The organism is Paraburkholderia sp. BR10936 (genome assembly GCF_040965735.1).
In the GTDB taxonomy this organism is placed as follows: domain Bacteria; phylum Pseudomonadota; class Gammaproteobacteria; order Burkholderiales; family Burkholderiaceae; genus Paraburkholderia; species Paraburkholderia nodosa_A.
Genome location: NZ_JBFRCM010000009.1, coordinates 98,034 through 115,033 on the forward strand (window position 1 = coordinate 98,034; position 17,000 = coordinate 115,033).

The 17,000-nt window shown below is 65.0% G+C and carries 12 protein-coding genes; 7 read left to right on the forward strand and 5 right to left on the reverse strand.

The genetic code is table 11. From position 1 onward, the window contains the following. The first annotated feature begins 1 nt into the window (after nucleotide 1). Nucleotides 2-1,471, forward strand: a complete 1,470-nt coding sequence (gene rng / locus AB4Y36_RS19935) for a ribonuclease G (RefSeq protein WP_069265316.1) — start codon at nucleotides 2-4, stop codon at nucleotides 1,469-1,471. 36 nt (nucleotides 1,472-1,507) lie between these two features. Next, a complete protein-coding gene (gene mnmH, locus AB4Y36_RS19940; protein ID WP_368683900.1) occupies nucleotides 1,508-2,608 on the forward strand; it encodes a tRNA 2-selenouridine(34) synthase MnmH in 1,101 nt (366 codons plus the stop codon). 53 nt (nucleotides 2,609-2,661) lie between these two features. Here the strand turns inward: mnmH and AB4Y36_RS19945 are convergent, their stop codons facing one another. Further along, nucleotides 2,662-2,979 carry a DUF4148 domain-containing protein gene (locus AB4Y36_RS19945; protein WP_069265337.1) on the reverse strand — a complete coding sequence of 106 codons (318 nt, stop codon included), beginning with the start codon at nucleotides 2,977-2,979 and terminating at the stop codon, nucleotides 2,662-2,664. A 178-nt stretch (nucleotides 2,980-3,157) separates the two neighbouring features. Beyond that, nucleotides 3,158-4,084: a glycosyltransferase family 2 protein gene (locus tag AB4Y36_RS19950; RefSeq protein WP_368606731.1), complete on the reverse strand. Its 927-nt coding sequence runs from the start codon at nucleotides 4,082-4,084 to the stop codon at nucleotides 3,158-3,160. Nucleotides 4,085-4,478: 394 nt separating this feature from the next. Here AB4Y36_RS19950 and AB4Y36_RS19955 point away from each other — a divergent pair, with 394 nt between their 5' ends. Beyond that, a complete protein-coding gene (locus tag AB4Y36_RS19955) occupies nucleotides 4,479-5,543 on the forward strand; it encodes a glycosyltransferase family 9 protein (RefSeq protein WP_368683901.1) in 1,065 nt (354 codons plus the stop codon). Nucleotides 5,544-5,635: 92 nt separating this feature from the next. Here the strand turns inward: AB4Y36_RS19955 and msbA are convergent, their stop codons facing one another. Beyond that, complete coding sequence (gene msbA, locus AB4Y36_RS19960) at nucleotides 5,636-7,420, reverse strand: lipid A export permease/ATP-binding protein MsbA (RefSeq protein ID WP_368683902.1); 1,785 nt, start codon at nucleotides 7,418-7,420, stop codon at nucleotides 5,636-5,638. Between the two features lie 280 nt (nucleotides 7,421-7,700). On the opposite strand from msbA, the gene AB4Y36_RS19965 reads away from it, so the two are divergent. Both AB4Y36_RS19965 and AB4Y36_RS19970 read left to right on the forward strand, forming a co-directional pair. Then, entirely contained in the window at nucleotides 7,701-8,516 is an 816-nt protein-coding gene (locus AB4Y36_RS19965) for a glycosyltransferase family 2 protein (RefSeq protein ID WP_368683903.1), read from the forward strand. Further along, nucleotides 8,513-9,346 carry a glycosyltransferase family 2 protein gene (locus AB4Y36_RS19970; RefSeq protein ID WP_368617006.1) on the forward strand — a complete coding sequence of 278 codons (834 nt, stop codon included), beginning with the start codon at nucleotides 8,513-8,515 and terminating at the stop codon, nucleotides 9,344-9,346. The genes AB4Y36_RS19965 and AB4Y36_RS19970 overlap by 4 nt, the downstream gene beginning before the upstream one ends. Before the next feature lie 69 nt (nucleotides 9,347-9,415). Here the strand turns inward: AB4Y36_RS19970 and dnaE are convergent, their stop codons facing one another. Continuing rightward, nucleotides 9,416-12,973, reverse strand: coding sequence for a DNA polymerase III subunit alpha (gene dnaE, locus AB4Y36_RS19975; RefSeq protein WP_368683904.1), 3,558 nt, complete (start codon nucleotides 12,971-12,973; stop codon nucleotides 9,416-9,418). 289 nt (nucleotides 12,974-13,262) lie between these two features. Between dnaE and AB4Y36_RS19980 the strand changes: the two genes are divergently transcribed. Both AB4Y36_RS19980 and gluQRS read left to right on the forward strand, forming a co-directional pair. Then, nucleotides 13,263-14,144: a sulfurtransferase gene (locus AB4Y36_RS19980; protein WP_368683905.1), complete on the forward strand. Its 882-nt coding sequence runs from the start codon at nucleotides 13,263-13,265 to the stop codon at nucleotides 14,142-14,144. 9 nt (nucleotides 14,145-14,153) lie between these two features. Beyond that, entirely contained in the window at nucleotides 14,154-15,092 is a 939-nt protein-coding gene (gene gluQRS, locus AB4Y36_RS19985; RefSeq protein WP_368683906.1) for a tRNA glutamyl-Q(34) synthetase GluQRS, read from the forward strand. Between the two features lie 70 nt (nucleotides 15,093-15,162). Here the strand turns inward: gluQRS and AB4Y36_RS19990 are convergent, their stop codons facing one another. Next, a complete protein-coding gene (locus AB4Y36_RS19990) occupies nucleotides 15,163-16,647 on the reverse strand; it encodes a DEAD/DEAH box helicase (RefSeq protein ID WP_368683907.1) in 1,485 nt (494 codons plus the stop codon). Nucleotides 16,648-17,000: the final 353 nt, after the last annotated feature.

Below are 17,000 nucleotides of genomic sequence, written 5' to 3' on the forward strand. Positions count from 1 at the left end.
CATGAACGAAGAAATCCTGATCAACGTCACGCCCCAGGAGACGCGCGTCGCATTGGTCCAGCAAGGCGCAGTACAGGAGCTTCACGTCGAGCGCACGCTGTCGCGCGGGCGCGTCGGCAACGTCTATCTCGGCAAGGTCGTGCGCGTGCTGCCGGGCATGCAGTCCGCGTTCATCGACATCGGTCTCGAGCGCGCCGCGTTCCTTCATGTGGCCGATATCTGGCATCCGCGCATTGCCGGCGAAGCGCATGCGCCGGTGCATCATCAGCCCATCGAAAAGACGGTGTTCGAAGGGCAAACGCTCATGGTGCAGGTCGTGAAGGATCCGATCGGCACGAAGGGCGCACGGCTTTCCACGCAGGTGAGCATTGCGGGGCGCACGCTGGTCTATTTGCCGCAGGAACCGCACATCGGCATCTCGCAGAAGATCGAGAGCGAGGCAGAGCGCGAAGCGGTGCGCGCGCGCCTCACGGCCGTGTTGCCCGCCGACGAAAAAGGCGGCTATATCGTGCGCACCATCGCCGAAGACGCCACGAGCGAAGAGCTTGCGGCGGACGTCGCGTATCTGCGCAAGACGTGGGCGACGATACTCGCCCAGGCGCAGCGCCTGCCCGCCACGAGCCTGCTGTATCAAGACCTGAATCTCGCGCAGCGCGTGCTGCGCGACTTCGTGAACGACGAGACCTCGCGCATTCAGGTCGATTCGCGCGAAACGTTCCAGAAGCTCACCGAGTTCGCCACCGAATTCACGCCAGCCGTGCTGCCGAAGCTGCATCACTACTCGGGCGAGCGGCCGCTCTTCGATCTCTACAACATCGAAGCCGAAATCCAGCGCGCGCTCTCGCGCCGCGTGGACCTCAAGTCCGGCGGCTACCTCGTGATCGACCAGACCGAGGCGATGACGACCATCGACGTGAACACGGGCGGCTATGTCGGCGCGCGCAACTTCGACGACACGATCTTCAAGACGAATCTCGAAGCGGCGCATACGATCGCGCGGCAATTGCGTCTGCGCAATCTGGGCGGCGTGATCATCATCGATTTCATCGACATGGAGAACATCGAGCATCGCGACCAGGTGCTCGGCGAGCTGAAGAAGGCGCTTTCGCGCGACCGCACGCGCGTGACCGTGAACGGTTTCTCGCAGTTGGGACTCGTGGAGATGACACGCAAGCGCACGCGCGAATCGCTTGCGCATGTGCTGTGCGAGCCTTGCCCGACTTGCCTCGGCAAAGGCCAGGTGAAGACCGCACGCACCGTTTGCTATGACGTGCTGCGTGAAATTCTGCGCGAGTCGCGCCAGTTCAATCCGCGCGAGTTTCGCGTGGTCGCTTCACAGCAGGTGATCGACCTCTTTCTCGAGGAAGAGTCGCAGCATCTCGCCATGTTGATCGACTTCATCGGCAAGCCGGTTTCGCTGCAGGTGGAGTCGAATTTGAGTCAGGAACAGTACGACATCGTGCTCATGTAGCGCGACGCCGTGGCAGGCATCACCGGAGCATCGCAGTTGAATCACCAGCGCGTCACCATTGAACAGATCGGCGAATTCGACGAGATCGTCGATGTACGAACGCCGCTCGAATTTGCCGAGGACCACATTCCCGGCGCGATCAACGCACCCGTGCTCAGCAACGAGGAGCGCGTGATCGTCGGGACCATGTACAAGGACTCGCCCTTCGAGGCGACGCGCGTGGGCGCGGCCATGGTGGCGCGCAATATCGGCATGCATCTCGACACGTTGTTCGCCGACCGTCCGCGCAACTGGCGCCCGCTCATCTATTGCTGGCGCGGCGGCAAGCGTTCCGGCTCGATGACGGCGTGGTTCAACATGATCGGCTGGCGCGCGCGTCAGCTGGATGGCGGATACAAGGCGTACCGGCATACGGTCGTGGAAGCGCTTGGCACGCTGCCCGATGGATTTCGCTATATCGTCGTGGCCGGGCCGACCGGCAGCGGCAAGACGCGCCTGTTGAAGGCGCTGGGACAAGCGAACGCGCAGATGCTCGATCTCGAAGGGCTCGCCGCGCATCGCGGCTCGTTGCTGGGTGCGCTGCCCCAGCGGGCGCAGCCATCGCAAAAGTCGTTCGATACGGCGCTCGTGCAGACGCTGCGCGGTTTCGACGCCACGCGGCCCGTGTTCGTCGAGGCCGAGAGCCGGCGCATCGGCGTCATCACGCTGCCGCCCGCGCTCGTCGAGCGTCTGCATGCCGCGCCTTGTGTCGTACTCGACGTCGCGCGTAAAGAACGTATCGACTTGCTGCTCGAGGAGTACGGACATTTGTTCGATGAACGTAACTATTTCCGCGAGCAACTGGACAAGCTCACGCCGCTGCACGGGCGCGAGCGTATCGAATCGTGGTGCAAGCTGCTCGACGAAGATCGACGGGCCGAGCTTTACGAGGCGCTCGTCGCGCAGCACTACGATCCCGCCTATACACGCAGCACGCGGCGCAACTTCGCGAAGCTCGAAAAATCGCTGCACTTCGCGTTCCAGCCGATGACGGGCGACACGCTCGCGCAAGCCCGCACGCTGCTCGCGCGGCTGGAGGAAACGTCCTACGCCGCAGAACCTGCGGACAGCGAAGCCGAAGCGCCTCGCACTGTCTGACGTATACCCTTCCCCTTCGCGGACTTCATAAAAGGCGCGCGCGCCGCGATGGCTTAGCGCGAGTACATCGCGTTCCAGTCTTCAGGCGAAACCGTGGCACGGCCGCCCGCTTGCGAGGCGTTCGCCACGCCGCCGTAGCTGCTGTTTGCGCCATTCAACGCTGCGACCTTCGCCTGGGCGGCCTGGATGGCTTCGGGGTAATGGGCGTTGTCACCGTCACCGACGCGGTAGCCCACCTGCTGGAGCTGCACGAGTTCGGCGCGCACCTGGGCGCGCGTGATGGTCGAGTGCGACTGCGCGAACGAAGCGGTGGGCAGAGCGGCAGCGGCAAGAACGGTGGCGACGGCAACGGCTTGAATCAGGGACTTCATGGAAACGACCTCCAGTTGGATTGGCGGTCGACGTGCGACTGTGTGTGCATGCGACCGATGTACACATCGTATGCTCACGAATCCCTAGGGTTAACCCCTAGAATCCTAAGGCACTGTTCCAATTCGAGGCAAAGTCCGCGCGATCCGGCGCCGAAGGGCGCCGTCGGCGTTGGCGCGATTACTGGCGCGGCGTGGCGTTTTCAGTCAACGAAGCGGTGTGCTGGAGCTGCGCGGGCAGATCGGGCTCCCACGCTTCGAGATCCTGAGTCGGATAAAGGCCGAACGCGTAGATCACCCGCTTTAGGCGGCTCACGAAGTTGGGACGCGGGACGTTCGCAAGCGTGCCCGGCGCGGCCTCGGCCGTGCGGGCCATGTAGTTGTACTTGAAGTCGCGCTGCGTCACGCCCCACTTCAGGAGGAATTCGCGGCCGCCGCGGTTGCGGCGAATGCGTCCCGTCGTCCGGCAGCCGAAATGGTAGATGCGGCTCGCGCCGACCGAGCGGAACGTGCGGCAGCCGACCAGCCAGAGCTTCATCAGGAAGTCGTCGTCGCTGCTCATGCCCGGCCCGAACTCGATGCTATAGCCACCCACGCGCAGCCAAAGTTCGCGGCTCACGAGCGTCGGCTGCAGCGCGATGCCGTTGCGGTCCACTGTGTTCATCTTCGCGGCGAATTCGAGCAGCCCCGCCTCGTTGAAGTCGGCAGGTCCCGTGCCGAAGTGGGCGACCGTCACGAGGCCGTTGCCGGTGTCGGTCGGCTCGATGATCTGCGAGGCGAGATAGGCAGGCGCCGGGCCGATTTCGCGCAATGCGTCGACGAAGGCCGTATCCCAACCGGGCGTGCAGAACATGTCGTCGTTCATGAACAGGATCCACCCGGTCGTCGCGAGGCGCGCCACGTCGTTCACGGCGAGGCATACGCCCACGTTCCCCTTGCTCCACGTATGGCGAATACCCTGCTCACGGACCCAGTCGAGCGTGCCGTCGCTGCCGTCGTTGACGTGCACGAGAATCTCGTGCTCGAACGAAGAATGGCGCCGGATGCTGTCGACGCACATCTTGAGATACGGCAGGTTATTCCAGGTCGGGATCAGAATACTGAACATGAAGGTTTGCCCTAGAAAGGGTCAGATTTGACATGCATGCATTTCGTGCTCGCCGCGAGAACGGCCAGCACGCAAGCCTGAAGAAATGGGTTCTCTCATGACGTCCTGACTACGCGGCTTTGGGGTGCGAAGCATGACGAGAAACGCGATATTGTACGCATACATTCTTCTTGCCCAAACTGCCGCGGGAGTTCGTACCCCACGGTGGCCGCCCATTAAGCCGTCCCTGATTCTTCGTCAAGCGCACGAGCTGCTATCGTGTGATAATAAGAGGTTATCTTGAAGATCAAGTAGACCCGTGTTTCAGCAGACCAACTCAAACACTTCGTGGGTTTCGCCGGCAAGCTGGCTCGATCGGGCAGTTTCCCGGTCCTGCACGATCCCCTACCGGGGCGTGCCTTACGAGCCGGAGCCGTTTCTTCGCAGCACCACCCGCATCAAGATCGCGAAGAAATACCTGCACAAGCAATTTCTTCTGAAGGCGCACGGCCAGTTGCGCCTCGAACAGGCGCATCTGGACCCTTCGCAGCGCATCCTGTGGGTCTACGCCAAACGCAACTTCGGCGACGCGACGATGGACATGGCCGGCCGCGCCCTGCTCAAGGGCCTCGGCATGCGCATCGATCTCCTCGCGTTGCCGTCGCTGGTGCCGCTTTTCAGCGAAGACGACGTGTTCGGCAAGGTCTACGGTGATCCGGACGAGGTCGATGCGAGCCGCTACGACGCGATCCTGCTCTCCGAATACAACCTGCCGTCGATTCGCATCAAGACCCGGCACTTCGCGAAGCTGCCCTACGCGGGCCTGTTCCGTTACTTCAACGGCCCCGACCGCAACCAGACCTGCTTCAGCTTCGCGAGCGTCAACGACGTGTTCTCGCTCGGCCACGACGCCGACACGCTCGCCGCGATCAGCAAGCCCTATCTCGCCAGCGAGCCGGCAACGCGCGAGTCGGTGCGCGGCCTCCTGCCGGCGCGTCCGTTCATCGCGATCGCGGCGGGCGGCGTGGACCCCGATCGCACCTACAACCGCTGGCCCGAAGTCGTCGAATTGCTGAACAAGTACGACACCGCCGGCGCCGCGAAGGAAATCGTCGTGCTCGGCTCCGACAACGGCACGCAGATCGCGGAGCAGTTGTGTGCGAGCGCGCCCGCTGGCGTACATATCCGCTCGTTGACCGGCAAGCTCGCGTTCCTTCAGGCACGCGAGATCGTGGCGCACGCCGAACTGTTCGTGGGCGCGGACGGCGGCCTGATGCACGTCGCCCACACCACGCAAACGCCCAGTGTCTCGCTGTTCAGGGATCAAGAGCCGCCCGCGCTGCGTTTGACCGAAGCCTGCCGATCCATCGGTCTGCAGGGCAGCGGCAACGTGGACACCATCCCGCCCGCGCAAGTCGTCGGCGCGGTGCTGCGCCAACTCGCCGCTCACGCGCCCGCTACGGCGCCCGCGGCGGCCTGATCACTCCAAACGTAACGGCTCAGGCCCACGCCGGCGCGCCTTCATGACCGCGGCGCGCCTGAACGCGCGCGCCGCGTCATCGCCCGGAAGACTCAGGCAGCGCTCTGCTGATACTGGATCTTGTGCAGGTGCGCGTACGTGCCGCCCTTCTCGAGCAGCTGCTGGTGCGTGCCCGATTCGACGATATGGCCGCCATCCATCACGAGGATGCGGTTCGCGCGCTCGATCGTCGACAGGCGGTGTGCGATCACGAGCGTCGTGCGCCCGCGCATCAGCGTTTCCAGCGCCGCCTGCACGTGGCGCTCCGACTCCGAATCGAGTGCCGAGGTCGCCTCGTCGAGAATCAGGATCGGCGCATCCTTGTAAATCGCACGGGCGATCGCCAGACGCTGGCGCTGACCGCCCGAGAACTTCATGCCGTTATCGCCGATCAGCGTGTCCATGCCTTCGGGCAGCGCCGAGATCGTTTCCCACAGGTTCGCGGCGCGCAGCGCGCGCTCCACGCGCTCGCGGTCGGCCGTCTGGCCATAGGCGACGTTGTTCGCAACCGTGTCGTTGAACAGCACCACGTCCTGGCTGACCATCGCGATCTGGTTGCGCAGCGCATGCACGTCGTAATCGGCGATCGACACGCCGTCGACCATCACCTGGCCGCCGCTCGGATCGAAAAAGCGCGGCAACAGATTCACGAGCGTGGTCTTGCCGCTGCCGGACGGGCCGGCGAGCGCCACCATTTCGCCGGGATTGATGCGGAACGACACATGGTCGAGCGTCACGCGATGGCTCTCGCCATAGGCAAACGAGACGTCGCGGAACTCCACTTCGCCGCGCGCGCGTTCGAGCGGCAAGCCGCCGCCCGCGGGCTCGGGCGGCTCGTCGATCAGCCCGAAGATCAGCTCGGCCGCGGTCATGCCGCGCTGCAGCGGCTGATTCACGTCGATCAGGTGCTTGAGCGGCGAGATCACGAGCAGCATCGACGTGACGAACGCCACGAAGCCGCCGACCGTCGTCTGGTCGTTCGAGGCTTGCACAACGGCAATGGTGATGACGATCGCCAGCGCGATCGAAGCGAGGAACTGCGTGAGCGGCTGCGCGAGCCCGCCCGACACCGTCATGCGCATCTGGTAGCCGCGCAGGCGGCGGCTCATTTCGCCGAAGCGTTCCTTTTCGTAGGTCTCGCCGTTGTGAACCTTGACGACCTTGTAGCCGCCCACCGTCTCCTCGACGATATAGGACAGGTCGTTCGTGAGCATCTGATGCTCGCGGTTCAGTCGGCGCAGACGCCGGTTGATCTTGCTGACGAGCCAGCCGATCGCCGGCAGCAGCACCGCGACGATCAACGTGAGCCGCCAGTTCAGGTAGAACAGGTAGCCGAGCAGGAAGATCACCGTGAGCGAGTCGCGCACGAGCGTGACCAGCACGCCGAGCAGCACGCCGAGAATCTGGTTGACCTCGAACACGATCGCGTTGATGACCGTACTCGCGGTTTCGCGCTGAAAGAAGCCGACGCTCGCGTGAATCATGCGTTCGAACATCTTCAGGCGCAGCGCGAGCAGCACGCGGTTCGACACGTACTGCAGCAGGTAACCGGACGCGTATTGCGCGAGGCCGCGTACGAGCGCCAGCCCGATGACCGCGATGGGCACCAGCCACTTCGCTTGCGGAGCGCCGCGCGTGCCGAAGCCGTGATCGAGCAGCGGCTTGAGCAGCGCGGGAATGCCGGCTTCGGTGGCGGCCACCACGGCCATCGCGATCACGCCTGCGAGGAGCACCCACATAAGCGGCTTCACATACGGCCACAGCCGCCGGCCAATCACGACCGGCGACGACTTGGTGTCGGAGCCGATCGGCTTGCTCAAGGTTGATCTCTCGCCCAAAATTTCCTCGAAAAAAATGCGGGTAATCTGCCCGCCCCCTGGCAAACAGGTACGCCATTGTAAACGTTCGGCCCAGGAGGCGATGTATCCGTCCGGACGGGCCTGGCGCCGGGGCGGTTTCGTCGTCGCCGGCGTTTTTGTATATACTCAGCGATTCGGCTTCGGGGCACGAACGCGCGCGCAGCAAGCGTCTATGCGAAGCGCTCTCCGAACGCGAGGCCGGCTCCAGCCGGCCGTCCCACCCTCTTCACCTTCTTCCAGCCATCGCGAGCCAGCGCCGATGAACGACAGCGCCAAACCCGATGCGATCAGCGTCATCGTCATCGTCAAAAACGAAGCACACGATATTCGGGACTGCCTTGCTTCCGTGCACGGCTGGGTCGACGAAATCGTCGTGCTCGATTCGGGCAGCACGGACGGCACCCAGGCCATCTGCCGCGAGTTCGGCGCGACGGTCGTCGAAACCGACTGGCCCGGTTTCGGCCCGCAAAAACAGCGCGCGCTCGACGCGGCCCGCGGCCCGTGGATTCTCTCGCTCGACGCCGACGAACGCGTCTCCCCCCAGCTTCGCGACGAAATTCTCGCAAGCTTGAAGTCGAACGGCGCCGACCTGTTCCGCGTGCCTCGCCAATCGAACTACTGCGGCAAGTGGATCCGCCATTCCGGCTGGTCGCCCGACTATGTGACGCGGCTCTTTCGCCGCGACGCGGCGCGCTTCTCGAACGATCTCGTGCACGAACGCGTGATCGCCGCGCCCGACGCGCGCGTCGGCACGCTCACTCAGGCGCTGATTCACTACAGCTTCCGCGACTTCTCCGAAGTGCTCGGCAAAATCGACAGCTATTCGACCTACGGCGCGACCCAGGGCGCGGCGCGCGGCAAGCGCGGCGGCCTGCGCAAGGCGCTGCTGCACGGCTTCTGGTCCTTCGTGCGCAGCTGGATCATTCAGCGCGGCTTTCTCGACGGCAAGATGGGCTTCGTGCTGGCGATCTCCAACGCCGAAGGCACCTACTACCGCTACCTGAAGCTCATGCTCCTCGAGACACAGCAGTCCGCGGCGGCAAAAGCCCGCGACGCCGCGCCGGAGAGCCGATGAACGCGCGTCGCGACATGCTGATTTCGGTGATCGTCAGCACCTACAACCGGCCCGATGCGCTCGAACGGGTACTGGCCAGCTTGAGCGCGCAGTCCGACACGCGCTACGAAATCATCGTCGCCGACGACGGCTCGGCCAATGCGACCCGCGCAACCGTGGAGCGCTGTGCGGCGTCGAGTCCGGTGCGCATGGCGCACGTGTGGCACCCGGACGACGGCTTTCGCCTCGCCGAAATCCGCAACAAGGGCATCGTGCAGGCCCGCGGCGATTACCTGATCTTTCTCGACGGCGACTGCGTCGCGCAGCACGATTTCGTTGCGCGCCATCGGCAACTCGCGAGTGAGCGCGCCATCATCACCGGCAGCCGCATCCTGCTCGACGAAACGCTCACGCAACAGGTGATCGCACAGACGATTCCGCTTGCGGATAGGGGCTTCGGCTTCTGGGTTCAGCAACGCCTCGCTGGCCACGTCAACAAGATCGCGCCCCTCTTCGTCAAGTTGCCGGATCGCAAATGGCGCGTGATCGAGCAGTTCAAGTGGCGCGGCATCAAGGGCTGCAACATGAGCGCCTGGCGCAGCGACATCGAGCGCGTGAACGGATTCGACACCAGCTTCACCGGCTGGGGGCACGAGGACGCCGATTTCGTGGCCCGGCTCGCCAATGGCGGCGTGCACCGCAAGCTCGGCGCCTATGCCACGGAAATCTTCCACCTGTGGCACCGCGAGCAAGCGCGCGCGCAGGCAAGCTCCAATGAAGCAAGGGTCAAGGTACGTATCGCGGACGGCACCGTGCGCGCCGAACGCGGTCTGGCCGAACTCGCGAGCTGAACGACGCGCGTTTCGCAGAACCACGGCGCGGCATGGCAGCGGTGAAGACCGCCATACCGTCCGATCCCGTCAGTAAACAATCTCGATTTCGCTACCCGCGAACTCGCCACGCAGCGCGGCGAGCAGGTCGTCGGTAGGTTTCACGCGCCAGGCGTCGCCCAGACGCACTTCGCCTTCCGCCCGATCGTTGCGATAGGCGATCTGCACCGCGAGCCCGTTCGGAATGACCGCATGCGCGCGCTCGCCGCGATCGCGCCCGACACCGCCGCGGCCCCGCGTTTCCGCGGCAGGCGCCGGCAGCGAGTCGTCGGGCTTCGCGCGATAGGCTTCGAGCACCGTGCGCAGCGCGCCGGCATTGGCATTGCCGTTCATCTGCAGCTTCACGGCTTGCGCGTAGCGGCTGCGCGCGCGCTCGAGATCCATCACGGTATCCACGGTGAAGCGAATACCGCCCGTGAACGCGTCATTGCGCGCCCCGCCCTGCACGACGAGCAACTCGTCTTCCTTGAAGAGCGCCTTGTGCGCCTCGAACTGCTCGTTGAACACCGTCACTTCGCACTGCCCGGTGCCGTCGTCGAGCAGCGCGATCAGCATCTTGCCGCGCTGGGTCATTTGCGTGCGCAACGAAGCGATCACACCCGCGATCAGCTTGTCGCGCCCTTCCTTGAGCTCGCCGATCTTCTGGCGCACGAAGCGGCGCACTTCGTCCTTGTAGGCGTCGAACAGATGGCCCGAGAGGTAGAAACCAAGCGCCGCCTTCTCTTCCTGAAGCTTGCGCTTCTCGCCCCACGCCGGCTCGTCCACCAGTTCGTGCGCGGCGAGCGGTGCATCGCCCATGTCGAAGAGGCCGGCCTGCATGGCGTTGGCGCTCGCCTGGTCGGCGGCTTCCATCGCCATCGGCACGGACGCGAGCAACTGTGCGCGGTTCGCGTGAATCGTGTCGAACGCGCCGGCGCGGATCATCGCTTCGATGGTGCGGCGATTGACGAGACGACGGTCGATGCGCTCGCAGAAGTCGAACAGGTCCTTGAACGGACCGCCCTCTTCACGCGCGCGCAAGATTTCTTCGATGGCGTTCTGGCCGCTGCCCTTGATCGCGCCGAGACCGTAGCGGATCGTGCGCGAGCGCTTGCCTTCGGCCACGCTGGCGTCGGCCACCGGCTCGAAGCGGTACGCCGAGGCGTTCACGTCCGGCGGCAGCACGACCATCTTGTTGGTCAGGCAGTCCTCGAAGAGGATCTTCACCTTGTCGGTGTCGTCCATGGCGAGCGACATATTCGCTGCCATGAATTCGGCCGGATGGTGCGCCTTGAGCCACGCCGTGTGATAAGCGAGGAGCGCGTAAGCGGCCGCGTGCGACTTGTTGAAGCCGTAGCCCGCGAACTTCTCCATCAAGTCGAAGGTCTCGTCCGCCTTCTCGCGCGTGAGGCCGTTCTTCGCCGCGCCTTCCGCGAAAATCTCGCGGTGCTTGGCCATTTCCTCGGGCTTCTTCTTGCCCATCGCGCGACGCAGCAAGTCCGCGCCGCCGAGCGAGTAGCCGCCGATGATCTGCGCCATCTGCATCACCTGCTCCTGGTAGACCATGATGCCGTAGGTCTCTTTCAGAACAGGTTCGACACGCGGATCGGGGTACTCCACCACTTCGCGGCCGTGCTTACGCGCGCAGAAGCTCGGGATCAGGTCCATCGGGCCCGGACGATACAACGCCACGAGCGCGATGATGTCCTCGAAGCGGTCGGGCTGTGCGTCCTTGAGCATGCCCTGCATGCCGCGGCTTTCCAGCTGGAACACGGCGACCGTATTCGCTTTCTTGAGGATCTGGAACGACGGCGCGTCGTCGAGCGGCACCTGGGCGAGCGACCAGTCCTTCTTCGACGGATCGAGCATACGGATATAGCGCTCGGCCCAGTCGAGAATCGTGAGCGTGGTCAGGCCCAGAAAGTCGAACTTCACGAGGCCGACGGCTTCCACGTCGTCCTTGTCGTACTGGCTCACGACGCCGCTTTCGTCACCCTGGGTGTAGAGCGGGCAAAAGTCGGTGAGCTTGCCCGGCGCGATCAGCACGCCGCCCGCGTGCATGCCCACGTTACGCGTGAGACCCTCCACGAGCTGCGCGAGGTCGAGCAACTGGTGCACTTCGTCTTCGTTGTCGTAGCGCTCCTGCAGGAGCGGCTCTTCCTTCATCGCGTCGGCGATGGTGACGTGCTTGCCCGGCTTGAACGGAATCAGCTTCGCGACGCCGTCGGTGAAGTTGTAACCCAGATCGAGCACGCGGCCGATGTCGCGCACCGCGGCCTTCGCGGCCATGGTGCCGAAGGTGGCGATCTGCGAGACGGCATCCGCGCCGTACTTCTCCTTCACGTACTGAATGACGCGGTCGCGCCCGTGCTGGCAGAAGTCGATGTCGAAGTCGGGCATCGACACGCGCTCCGGATTCAGGAAGCGCTCGAACAGCAGGTTGTAGCGCAGCGGATCGAGATCGGTAATGCCGAGCGCGTAGGCGACCAGCGAGCCCGCGCCCGAACCCCGGCCCGGCCCCACCGGCACGCCGTTGTTCTTCGCCCAGTTGATGAAGTCCGCAACGATCAGGAAGTAGCCCGGGAAGCCCATCTTGATGATGGTCCCGCACTCGAATTCGAGCCGCTCGTTGTAGCGCGCGCGCTCCTGCTCGCGTTCGGCCTCGTTCGGATACAGCTGCACGAGGCGCTTTTCGAGACCTTCCCGCGAAAGCTGCACGAGATAGTCGTCGAGCGAGAGGCCGTCGGGCGTCGGGAACAGCGGCAGCTTCGGCTTGCCAAGTTCGAGCGTCAGATTGCAGCGTCTGGCGATTTCGATGGTGTTCGCGATTGCCGAAGGAATGTCCGCGAACAGCGCGACCATTTCTTCCTGCGTGCGAAACCGCTGATCGGTCGTGAAGCGCTTCTGGCGGCGCGGATTCGCGAGGATGTCGCCCTCCGAGATGCACACGCGCGCTTCGTGCGCGGTGTATTCCTCGTCGGTCATGAACTGCATGGGGTGCGTGGCGACTACCGGCAGCTTCAGTTGCGACGCGAGCGCCACCGCCTGCTCGACATACTGCTCGCCGCCGGGCTGGCCGCAGCGCTGCAACTCGATGTAATACGCGTTCGGAAACAGCTTCGCCCAGCGCTGCGCATGGCGCTTCGCACTTTCCGCATTGCCCGCCGCGAGCGCGAGACCCACGTCGCCCTGTTGCGCACCCGAGATCGCGAGCAGGCCCTCGCCGAGTCCTTCTTCGAGCCAGGCGACGTCGACTTCCGCGCGGCCGCGATACTGGTTCGTGAGCCACGCCTTGGAAAGCAGCTCGCACAGATTCAGGTAGCCGCGCTTGTTCTTCACCAGCAGCAGGAGGCGCGACGGCTTGTCGCGGTCGTCGTGATTAGTGATCCAGACGTCGCAGCCGGCGATGGGTTTGACCCCTTTGCCACGGGCTTCGGTGTAAAAACGGACGAGGCCGAATGCGTTGCCGAGGTCGGTGAGCGCGAGCGCGCCCTGGCCGTCCCTGGCCGCCGCCTTGACGAGGTCGTCGAGGCGCACGATGCCGTCGGCAATCGAGAATTCGGAGTGGACGCGGAGATGGACGAAGCGGGGATCTGACATGGCCGTCATTGTACCTTCAGGGGCACGCGATTTTCGGCGCACGCTCGCATGGGCAAGTGACATCGGCCAGTCTGGCCTGGACCTTGCCGCGGGCGCGGGGGGCGCCCCACGGCGTGTCGACTACGCCGCAAGCGGCGCAAGGCGCGATTGAGGGATAATAGCGGATTGCGCCCGCCGCGCGCTCTGCCCCAATTCCCGTTTTCGGGGGGACGCAGTCAGGACCCGACGTTGACAGGCAAGCACGCGCGCCCGGCTCCGGTTTCACGCGCTTTTTTAATGGCGCTTTTCCAGTTGCACCATGCGTATCCTCAATCTCTCCGCTTACCAGTTCGCCACGCTCGACAAGACCGCCGAGTGGCGTCCGCTCGTGCTCGAGCGCTGCCAATCGCTCGATTTGCGGGGCACGATCCTGCTCGCGCCGGAAGGCATCAACCTGTTCGTTGCCGGCGATGAAGGCAACGTGCGCGCCTTCATGGACTACATCAATCACGATCCGCTCTTCGAGGGCAAGTTCGCGACGCTGCGGTTCAAGGAAAGCCTCTCGGAAACGCAGCCCTTCAACCGCATGCTCGTGCGCCTGAAGCGCGAGATCATCACGATGAAGAAGCCCGCGATCCGTCCCGAGGAAGGCCGCGCGCCTTCGGTGGCGCCCCTCGTGCTCAAGGAGTGGCTCGACCGCGGCTTCGACGACGAAGGCCGCCCCGTCGTCATGCTCGACACGCGCAACGCGTTCGAAATCGACGTCGGCACGTTCGACAAGGCGCTCGACTACCGCATCGACAAGTTCAGCGAATTCCCGGGCGTGATCGAGGCGAACCGCGCCGACCTCGAAGGCAAGACGGTCGTGTCCTTCTGCACGGGCGGGATTCGCTGCGAAAAGGCGGCCATCCACATGAAGGAAGTGGGCATCGAGCACGTGTACCAGCTCGAAGGCGGCATTCTCAAGTACTTCGAGGAAGTGGGCGGCGCGCACTACAACGGCGACTGCTTCGTGTTCGACCAGCGCACCGCGCTCAATCCGCAGCTCGAACCGACGGACACCGTGCAGTGCTTCGCGTGCCGTGCCGTCGTGACGCCGCAAGAGCAGGCTTCGCCGCTCTACGTGGTGGGCAAGAGTTGCCCGGCGTGCCATCCTGAGCGCGCGGGCGCGACGGATGCAGCGGCTCAGGCTGCCGCTTAAGCCACGCGCGTGAGCGCAACGCCGCAAGGGTATCGCGGGCGCTTCGCGCCCTCGCCCACTGGCCCGCTGCATTTCGGCTCGCTCGTTTCGGCGCTCGCGAGCTGGCTCGACGCGCGGGCGCACGGCGGCGCCTGGCTCGTGCGCGTGGAGGATATCGACGGCCCGCGCACCGTGCCGGGCGTAGCCGAAGACATTCTCGCGACGCTTGCGGCCTTCGGCTTTCACGCCGACGAGCCGCCCGAATGGCAGAGCCGCCGCACCGGTCTTTATCGCGCGGCGCTCGACCGCCTGATCGCCTCAGGCCACGTCTACCCGTGCGGCTGCACGCGCAAGGAAATCGCCGATTCGCAACTGCGCATGCACCAGCGCAACACCACGCTGATCTATCCGGGCACCTGCCGCGACGGCCTGCACGGCAAGCCCGCCCGCGCGTGGCGGCTGCGCGTGCCTGACGAAGACGCTGTTGACGAACCTGCGGGCGCAGCCGCCAATCCCGCACTGATCCGCTTCGACGATCGCTGGCAAGGCCCGCGGCACCAGAACCTCGCGACCGAAGTCGGTGATTTCGTGCTGCTGCGCGCGGACGGCCAGTGGGCCTACCAGCTCGCCGTCGTCGTGGACGACGCCGACCAGCGCATCACACACGTGGTGCGCGGCGCGGACCTGCTCGACTCGACGGCGCGGCAAATCTGGCTCCAGCAGTGTCTTGGCGTGCCGACGCCCGCGTATCTGCATGTGCCGGTCGTCACGAACGCGGATGGGGAAAAGCTGTCGAAGCAGACCGGGGCGCAGGCGCTCGACGCGTCACGCCCGCTGGAAACGCTGATGGCCGCCGCACGGCACCTGGGCCTCGAATTGCACGATCCCGCGCCCGCGACGCTCGCAGCGTTCCAGCTGGCCGCGATCGACGCGTGGAAGCGGCGGCTCGTGCAATTGCCAGCCGCATAAACAAAAACGGCATGCCGCCAGGAGCGACATGCCGTTTTTTTTGCGTCGCGCGATTCTTTCGCGCTCGAACTCAGCTCGAAGACGACGTCGGCTTGTTGCGCCACGACGACCCGAGGCCGCCCAGCAGCGCCGCGAGCGGCTGCTTCGATTGCTGCTTCTGCGGCGCGGCGTTCGCGGGCTTGTCTTCCACCTTGCTGCGCGCGCTCGCCGAAGGCTCGTAGGGCTTCAGGACAAAGTCATCGATCGGCTGCGAACGATGGTGATGCGGGCGCTCGAACGAGGCCGCGCGGCGGTGCGTGCCGCGCTCGCCACGTTCACCGCGGCCTTCGCGGCTTTCATAGCCGTCGCGCTCGCGGCGCCGGCCGCCACCCTCGTGATGCGCCACCGGCACGTCGACCACGAGGCGCTCCACGGTCAGCGGGCGCTTGATGAGCTTCTCGATATCGGCGAGCTGCTTCTTCTCGTTCGGGCTGCACAGCGACAGCGCGTCACCCGAGGCGCCTGCACGGCCGGTGCGGCCGATGCGGTGCACGTAGTCTTCGGCGTTGAACGGCAGGTCGAAGTTGATGACGGCGGGCAGTTCGGCAATATCGAGGCCGCGCGCGGCCACATCGGTCGCCACGAGCGCTTCGATTTCGCCGCGCTTGAAGGCGTCGAGCGCCTGCATGCGCTCGCTCTGCGTGCGGTCGCCGTGGATCGCGGCCGCGACGATGCCCTGCTTTTCGATCTGGCGCGCAAGACGGCTCGCGCCGATCTTGCTGTTGCAGAACACGATCACCTGCTTCAGGCCCCGCTCGCGGATCAGTTGAACGACCGCGCCGGTCTTGTCGCCCTCGGCGACTTCGTACACCACCTGGGTGACATTGGTCGCGGTGGAGTTGCTGCGCGCCACCTCGATGGTCTGCGGCGTGCGCAGATAGGTCGCGGCAAGCTTCTTGATCTCGCCCGAGAACGTGGCCGAGAACAGCAGCGTCTGGCGCTCCTTCGGCAGCAGGTTCAGGATGCGCTGCAGGTCGGGCAGAAAGCCCATGTCGAGCATGCGGTCGGCTTCGTCGAGCACGAGCATCTGCACCTGACCGAGGCTCGTGGTCTTCTGCTGCACGTGGTCGAGCAGGCGGCCAGGCGTCGCGATCAGGATTTCCACGCCGCGGCGCAGCTCGTCGGACTGCGGATTCATGTCGACGCCGCCGAACACCACCGCGCTGCGCAGCGGCGTGTGCTGCGCGTAGGTGCGCACGTTGTTGGCGACCTGGTCGGCCAGCTCGCGCGTCGGTGTGAGAATCAGCGCGCGCACGGGATGCCGTGCGGGCGAGGCGCTCGTGCTCGCCAACGGCAAGAGGCGTTGCAGGATCGGCAGCGAGAAACCCGCCGTCTTGCCCGTGCCAGTCTGCGCTGCAGCCAGCACGTCGCGGCCCGTGAGCACCACGGGAATCGCCTCCGCCTGGATCGGCGTGGGCGTCGTGTAGCCCTGCTCCTTGATGGCCCGGAGGATTTCGGGGGCCAGACCAAACTGGTCAAAGTTCGCAATGCTGGGCGTGACGGCTGTGTCGGACATGGTGGCTTCGCTATAAAGGCGCTATTCGCGCAAGGCGCGGAAGCGCCTCAAATGGTCACTGCTGGGCATTGCAGGTCGATGCAAAGGCGCCGGACAACACGTCAGGCGCCCTCCTGCGACGGGCGGAACACACGCCCGCGAGGGCTTCCCGGCAAACGGATGGCCCGGGATGGCCCGTGGGACGACGAGACAATCTGCCGGGGACGGGGCGCTGGCTGCATCGCCGCGCTCGCTCGGGTTCAACCCAGCCAGACTCGCTCGATTCCAGATGGTTCCGGCGCCGTCCTCGTCTCTTGACGCGCGTGCGCACCGGATGTGTCAAAACGGCTCGATCGACCGTTCAGGCCGATCCA

What these genes read in the sequence shown, in the direction of transcription:
- AB4Y36_RS19990 (WP_368683907.1), bottom strand. Translation starts at nt 16,647, where the DNA reads ATGTCCGACACAGCCGTCACGCCCAGCATTGCGAACTTTGACCAGTTT.
- dnaE (WP_368683904.1), bottom strand. Translation starts at nt 12,973, where the DNA reads ATGACGGCCATGTCAGATCCCCGCTTCGTCCATCTCCGCGTCCACTCC.
- AB4Y36_RS19950 (WP_368606731.1), bottom strand. Translation starts at nt 4,084, where the DNA reads ATGTTCAGTATTCTGATCCCGACCTGGAATAACCTGCCGTATCTCAAG.
- AB4Y36_RS19970 (WP_368617006.1), top strand. Translation starts at nt 8,513, where the DNA reads ATGAACGCGCGTCGCGACATGCTGATTTCGGTGATCGTCAGCACCTAC.
- AB4Y36_RS19965 (WP_368683903.1), top strand. Translation starts at nt 7,701, where the DNA reads ATGAACGACAGCGCCAAACCCGATGCGATCAGCGTCATCGTCATCGTC.
- AB4Y36_RS19980 (WP_368683905.1), top strand. Translation starts at nt 13,263, where the DNA reads ATGCGTATCCTCAATCTCTCCGCTTACCAGTTCGCCACGCTCGACAAG.
- AB4Y36_RS19945 (WP_069265337.1), bottom strand. Translation starts at nt 2,979, where the DNA reads ATGAAGTCCCTGATTCAAGCCGTTGCCGTCGCCACCGTTCTTGCCGCT.
- rng (WP_069265316.1), top strand. Translation starts at nt 2, where the DNA reads ATGAACGAAGAAATCCTGATCAACGTCACGCCCCAGGAGACGCGCGTC.